We start from the raw sequence: 6,367 nt of genomic DNA on the forward strand, positions 1-6,367 counted from the left end.
TCCCAAATATTTCCAGAAAATACAAGGTTGTTGTAAAAAGGAGTTTCATATCCTAGCTCAAAATTTAACCTTTCCCTTTTCTCCTGTCTATTCTCATATGGAAGAAAAACCTCCTCATTAAGAAAGGAAAATGGAACGGTAATTCTTGCTTCATTAAAGGCCATACCTAAAAGAAGATCTATTTTATCCTTATTTTGCGAATGAAAATCATTTTTGTTTTGCCAGGAAAACCCTCCCCTTCTTTCCCTTTCTACTTCAAGAGAACCTGCAAGTTTTTCCTTCTCCTTTGCAAAGAGGATAGAGCTTGAAAGGAAATTATAATTTCCAATAGATATTTTTATCCGTGGAAGGCTTTCCTCTTTCAAGAATTGGGGAAATATCTCTTTTATTTTAAACCCCTCCTCCTTTTTTATATCAAGCCTTATCTTCTCCTTTTCTTTTTCTATTGTTTTTGGCTTTGGAACCTTCATTAAAGGAAATGAGAGCTCTACCTCGGCTGGTTCCTCCTTCCATTCAAAAGAGGATTTATCAGAACCTGTAATTATTAGCTCTGATGGAGAAATTGTGGTTGTTCCCTCCTCTGCATAAAGAGCAGCAAAGCAGCCTACTACTAACACCAGAGCACCAGAATAGAATAAAATTTTCATATTGCCTCTGAGATAAGGTCTCCTATTTCTGATGTGGAAAGACCCATCTTACCTGCAGACATATCCTTTATTTTTCCCGATGCCAAAACAAGAGCAACAGCATTTTCAATCCTTTTAGCTGCCTCAATTTCATTTAAATTTTCAAGAAGCATTCCCATAGCCAGAATAGCCGCAATAGGGTTTGCAATGCTTCTCTTCGCATATTTTGGGGCAGAACCATGTATTGGCTCAAACATAGAAACACCATCTGGGTTTATATTTCCACCCGCGGCAACACCCATTCCACCTTGAATTATAGCACCCAAATCCGTGATTATATCCCCAAATAGATTGCAGGTTACAACCGTATCAAACCATTCTGGATTCTTGATCATCCACATACACATAGCATCTATATATGCATGGTCTCGCTCTACATCGGGGAATTCACCACCTATTTCTTTAAAGATTTTTTTCCATAATCCATGTCCAAAGACAAGGACATTTGATTTATCAACCAATGTAAGCTTTTTTCTCCTAATTCTGGAAAGATTATAGGCATATCTAATACACCTTTCAATCCCTTTTCTTGTGTAGACCATATTTTCAATGGCAACCTCATCCCTTAAAACACCACCCATTCCAGCATAAACACACTCTGTATTTTCACGGACAACAACAAAGTCTATATCCTTTGGCTCCTTGTCCTTAAGAGGTGTATTTACCCCTTGATACAGCTTTACTGGCCTTAAATTTATGTATTGGTCAAGCCCAAATCTTATTTTAAGCAGAAGCCCCTTTTCTAATATTCCAGGAGGGACATCCGGATGTCCAATCGCACCAAGAAATATTGCAGAAAGCCCTTTTAATTCCTCAATAATTCCTTCGGGAAGAACCTCTTTTTTTGAAAGGTAATATTCGCCACCAAAGGGGTATTCAATAATCTCATACTTAATCTTGCAAGAAGATGCAACCGCCCCCAAAACTTTCAATGCCTCTTTACAGACCTCAGGGCCTATGCCATCACCAGGAATTACCCCTATCCTGTAAGCCATCGCCTGTGGCATTTTGTGCAAACCTTAAGCTTAAGGCTTGTTCCCTGTATTACCCTTCTTGTAGGATGAAGATTTGGCATCTGCCTTTTCTTTGTCTTTCTATTTGAATGGGAAACAGAATTTCCCACCAAAGGCTTTTTTCCGCAAAGATCACATACTCTACTCATTTTTTGAGAAAGTATAGCTTAAAAAAGGTCTTTTTGTAAAGAATTTTTTGTATGTTTTAAATGGTTGTTGCAAATTCATTGCCTTTTAACTTATACTAATTAGGTTAATAGCTAATCACTAAAATAAATTACAATGAGACACATAATTTCTGTTTTGGTTGAAAATAAGTTTGGGGTATTGGCAAGGATTGCAGGGCTATTCTCTGGAAGGGGTTATAATATTGATTCCTTGTGTGTAGCGCCGACAGATGACCCAACCCTCTCAAGGATGACGATTGTAACCCATGGAGAGGATAAGATAATTGAGCAAATTGAGAAGCAATTAAATAAGCTTATTAATACCTTAAAGGTTTCCGACCTTACCCATAAAGAGCATGTTGAGCGGGAGCTTGTCCTTATTAAGGTAAAGGGAGAAAAGAGAACCGAGATTATGGAGATAATTGATATTTTCAGGGCAAAGATTGTTGATGTGGGAACAAAGAGTTTAACCATTGAGACCACAGGCGATGAGGGAAAGATTAGTGCCTTTATTGAGCTGCTTAATCCTTATGGGATAATTGAGGTTGTAAGGACAGGAAAGATTGCCGTGGTAAGGGGCGAATAGCTCAGCGGGAGAGCGCCTGCCTTACACGCAGGAAGTCGTAGGTTCAAATCCTGCTTCGCCCAATGGAAGAGAAAAGCCAGAAAGAAAGATTTAGCGTAAAGAGATGCTTAATATGGGAAACAAGAGGCAGGATTTGAAGGGAGCACCGCGATGCGACCTTATGGGAGCATCAATAGCGGTGCGGGTGGCCGACCCTCAACGAACGAAGTGAGTGGAGGGCGCCAAATCCTGCTTCGCCCATAGATAACTTAAAGCTCATCACTTCAAATTTTATTATATGGGGTGGTGGTGTAGCCAGGTTAACACATCAGGCTGTCAATCTGAAGATCGCGGGTTCAAATCCCGTTCACCCCGGTGTAGAAAAAATTGAAGAGGGAAAAAGAATATGATTGTAAGAAGAATTATGGAGTGGAGAAAGGGATTTGAAGCCAGCCGAACGCCGAGCAAGTGCGAGGATGAAGTGAGGCTGGCCGCGAACAAGAGATTTTGTTAGGCTATGAGGGAGCAAAGCGACCGAAGAGCCTTAGAAAATCTGAAGTTCACAAATCCCGTTCACCCCGTTAACTCTGAAAACTAGGATGGAAGATAGACAAAGAAGTACATACTGCGATTTGGCGATAAAACGATTAAAACAAGAAGCAAAAATTAACCAAACGGCTTTGTTTTATGAAGAAAAAAAGAAAAACAATCAAGGATTGGTTAATTGAATATTTTAAAGCCCACCCAAAAGAGGATATGCCACATGGCCCTGTGGTTGATTGGGTAGAAGCACGATATAAACAGCTTTACAACAAAAAACCAAGGGATACTTGGAGGTCAATTAGAAATCTGCACGAAAGCGGATTTTTAATAAAGGTTAAAAAGGGAATTTATCGTTATGACCCCGAAGCAGCCAAACAACGAGAATATATTAACAACCATATTCTCTGGAAAAGATAAACAATGGATAGTCTAATTAAAGAAAACATCCCTATGAGAGAATACACCTCCCTAAAGGTGGGAGGAAGGGCAAGGTGGTTTGCAACCCCATCAAATAAAGAAGAATTAAAAAAGGTTTTGCAATTTGCAAAGGAGAAAGATATTCCCATTTTTCTTCTGGGCGGTGGAACAAATACATTGATAAAGGATGAGGGTGTTAGGGGGATGGTAATAAAATTGGATGGTGATTTTAAAAATATAGAGAGACAAGGCATAGAAGTTAAAGCTGGCAGTGGAGCTTCCCTTCCCTCCCTTATAAGCTATTGCCAGGGTTTTTCCCTTTCTGGATTAGAAAACCTTGCTGGAATTCCTGGTGCAGTGGGTGGTGCTATCTTTGGAAATGCCGGTGCCTTTGGAACACAAATTGGAGATTATGTCAAGTCCGTTGTTGTTATGGACAGGGATGGAAATGAAAGGAGGGTAAGGGATATAAACTTTTTCTATCGGGGAAGCAGCTTAAAAGACACAATAATCCTTGAAGCCTTGTTTTCTCTAAAAGAAGATGCGCGGTGGAGGATTGATGAAAAAATAGCAAGCGTTTTAAGTAAAAGAAGGGAAACCCAGCCTATTTCAAAGCAAACAGCAGGCTGTATATTCAAGAATCCGGAGGGAAAATTTGCCGGAGAGCTTATTGAAAAGGCAGGATTGAAGGGAAGGTCTATAAAAGATGCAATTGTTTCCCTAAAGCATGCAAACTTTATTGAAAATAGAGGCCAGGCAAAGGCAGAAGATATTCTCCAATTGATAAGATTTATAAAAAGAAGGGTTTGGGAGCTTTATGGAGTTATGCTCTATGAGGAGATTGTTATAATATGAATCCTTTGCTTTCCATAAAAAATCTTAATGTTTCTTACGGAAAAACCCATGTGGTAAGAAATGCAGGCCTTAATATCCTTGAGAAGGAAACCGTTGGTCTTATCGGAGAGAGTGGCTCGGGAAAGACAACCATTGCCCTATCTATAATGGGGCTTCTTCCAAAGGATGCGAATGCATCGGGAGAAATTAGCTACAAAGAAAAAAACCTCTTCCTTTTGAAAGAGAAGGAAATTAACAAAATAAGGGGATGCGAGATAGGTATTATCTTTCAAGACCCTGTCTCCTCCCTTGACCCATTATTTCCCATTAAAGAGCAGATAAAAGAGACAATAATTAGCCATTTAGACATCTCAAAAAAGGAGGTAGAAGAAAGAATAGAAGGGCTTCTTAAGAAGGTTGGAATACAAAAGATAAGGCTAAATGAATATCCCCATTCATTTTCAGGTGGGATGTGTCAGAGGATAATGATTGCCCAGGCAATCTCGGGAAATCCAAAGCTTCTCATTGCCGATGAGCCAACATCTTCACTTGATACAACAATTCAGGCACAAATAATGAACCTCTTGCACAATCTTAAAGAAGAACTTGAAATTGCCATCCTTCTCATTACCCATGACCTTTCCATAATTGCCCAAATGGCAGATTATGTCTATGTTATATATTCTGGAGAAATCATTGAATCAGCTTCCTGCCTTGAAATATTTGACAATCCTTTCCATCCATATACAAAAGCCCTTATTGATAGCATCCCGAAAAAGGGAAAACCTTTTTCTTCTATAAGTGATATGGAAATTTTGGAGAATAAACCCTGTAGGTTCTATTCAAGGTGCAAAGAGAAAACCAGCCTTTGTGAAAAGGAAGCCCCAGAAATAAAGAAAATGGGAAATCATTATGTAAGGTGCCATAAATAAGGATTTAGGATTTAGGTATCTACTGCATTGGAACATTAAAAGTTAAATAATGTCTTTTTGCTTTAATGCAATTTTTCATAATACAACTTCTTGCAAAAAAAGAAATAATTTGATATAAAATTTACCAATGCCTGAATTGCCAGAGGTAGAGACCATAAAGAGGGAATTAGAAAAGGTAGTCTTGGGTAAAGAAATAGTAGAGATTATCGTCAATAACCCTAAGGTTATCAAGGAGCCTCAAAAAGAGGAATTTATAAGAAGCCTAAAGAATACTGCGATAAAAAATGTTTTAAGGAAGGGCAAGCTTCTAATTTTAGAATTATCCTCTAATAAATTTTTAACCATTCATCTAAAATTAACTGGCCAGCTTATCTATCCAGGAAATGCTAAAGAAGCAAGGGTAAGCTTTAAATTGGGCGATGGTAAGATATTGGATTTTAATGACCGAAGGCTTTTGGGTGAAATAAGGATGATAGATGATTGGCGTAAATTTAAGTTTATTGAGGAATTGGGAAAAGAACCATTTGATTTAAGCTTAGAGCAATTTAAAGAAATGCTTTCTAAAAAGAAAATCAAAATAAAACCCCTGCTTATGGACCAGACATTTATCTCAGGCATTGGCAATCTTTATGCGACAGAAGCCCTCTTTCGGGCTAAAATACATCCCGAAAGGATTGCCCAAACCCTTTCGGAAAAGGAGAAAGAGGCATTATTTAAAGAAATACTTGAGGTATTAAACGAGGCAATAGAATATAAGGGCTCATCGGTAGACCAATATTTGCAATTATCGGGAAAGCCCGGTGAATATGTAAAATATCACAAGGTCTATGGTCGGGAAAACAACCCCTGCCCTGTTTGCCAAACACCAATTAAACGAATTACCTTGCAAGGCAGGGGAACCTATTTCTGCCCCAATTGTCAGAGCTGAAAATCAATTGAATTTCAAGTAAGAAAATTATCTCTTAAGGAATTTGTAAAAATGGCGAATAAATAGGTAGAATGGCAAAATTTCTTAAGGATGAGGATAGGGACAAATTAAAAGGTCTTATGAGAAGACAAAAGAAAAGAAGTTAGCAGACCGTATTATAGTATCTTCCATTACTTAGTGCAAAAATAGATAGGGTTGTGTTTATCTGTTAAAAATTCATCCACCTTTTAAGAAATTTTGAATTCTAAATTTTGAATTTTGAATTGAAAAAGGTTAAGTTTT

At 38.1% G+C, this 6,367-nt stretch carries 8 protein-coding genes and 2 tRNA genes; 7 read left to right on the top strand and 3 right to left on the bottom strand.

Going from position 1 to position 6,367, the window contains the following annotated elements:
* The 3 genes from AB1397_03695 to rpmB form a co-directional block, all read right to left on the bottom strand.
* Window positions 1–647: hypothetical protein (locus tag AB1397_03695; GenBank protein ID MEW6482089.1), on the bottom strand; the 647-nt coding region annotated here is incomplete at its 3' end.
* Window positions 644–1,681, bottom strand: coding sequence for a 3-isopropylmalate dehydrogenase (locus tag AB1397_03700; protein MEW6482090.1), 1,038 nt, complete (start codon window positions 1,679–1,681; stop codon window positions 644–646). The genes AB1397_03700 and AB1397_03695, both read right to left, overlap by 4 nt.
* Window positions 1,666–1,848, bottom strand: a complete 183-nt coding sequence (gene rpmB / locus AB1397_03705; GenBank protein MEW6482091.1) for a 50S ribosomal protein L28 — start codon at window positions 1,846–1,848, stop codon at window positions 1,666–1,668. Before rpmB ends, AB1397_03700 begins: the two co-directional genes overlap by 16 nt.
* Window positions 1,849–1,981: 133 nt before the next feature.
* Here rpmB and ilvN point away from each other — a divergent pair, with 133 nt between their 5' ends.
* The 7 genes from ilvN (at window position 1,982) to mutM (ending at window position 6,085) form a co-directional block, all read left to right on the top strand.
* On the top strand, window positions 1,982–2,452 hold the full coding sequence (gene ilvN / locus AB1397_03710; protein MEW6482092.1) for an acetolactate synthase small subunit: 471 nt from the start codon (window positions 1,982–1,984) through the stop codon (window positions 2,450–2,452).
* Window positions 2,443–2,514: transfer RNA gene (locus AB1397_03715), tRNA-Val, on the top strand. The genes ilvN and AB1397_03715 overlap by 10 nt, the downstream gene beginning before the upstream one ends.
* A gap of 217 nt (window positions 2,515–2,731) precedes the next feature.
* Window positions 2,732–2,806 (top strand) — tRNA-Asp (locus AB1397_03720).
* A gap of 312 nt (window positions 2,807–3,118) precedes the next feature.
* On the top strand, window positions 3,119–3,391 hold the full coding sequence (locus AB1397_03725) for an HNH endonuclease (GenBank protein ID MEW6482093.1): 273 nt from the start codon (window positions 3,119–3,121) through the stop codon (window positions 3,389–3,391).
* Window positions 3,392–3,394: 3 nt separating this feature from the next.
* Window positions 3,395–4,246, top strand: a complete 852-nt coding sequence (gene murB, locus AB1397_03730; protein MEW6482094.1) for a UDP-N-acetylmuramate dehydrogenase — start codon at window positions 3,395–3,397, stop codon at window positions 4,244–4,246.
* Window positions 4,243–5,157 carry an ABC transporter ATP-binding protein gene (locus AB1397_03735; GenBank protein MEW6482095.1) on the top strand — a complete coding sequence of 305 codons (915 nt, stop codon included), beginning with the start codon at window positions 4,243–4,245 and terminating at the stop codon, window positions 5,155–5,157. Before murB ends, AB1397_03735 begins: the two co-directional genes overlap by 4 nt.
* A gap of 127 nt (window positions 5,158–5,284) precedes the next feature.
* Window positions 5,285–6,085, top strand: coding sequence for a DNA-formamidopyrimidine glycosylase (gene mutM, locus AB1397_03740; GenBank protein ID MEW6482096.1), 801 nt, complete (start codon window positions 5,285–5,287; stop codon window positions 6,083–6,085).
* Window positions 6,086–6,367: the final 282 nt, after the last annotated feature.

It is taken from the genome of bacterium (genome assembly GCA_040756715.1).
Taxonomy (GTDB): Bacteria; UBA9089; UBA9088; order UBA9088; family UBA9088; genus JBFLYE01.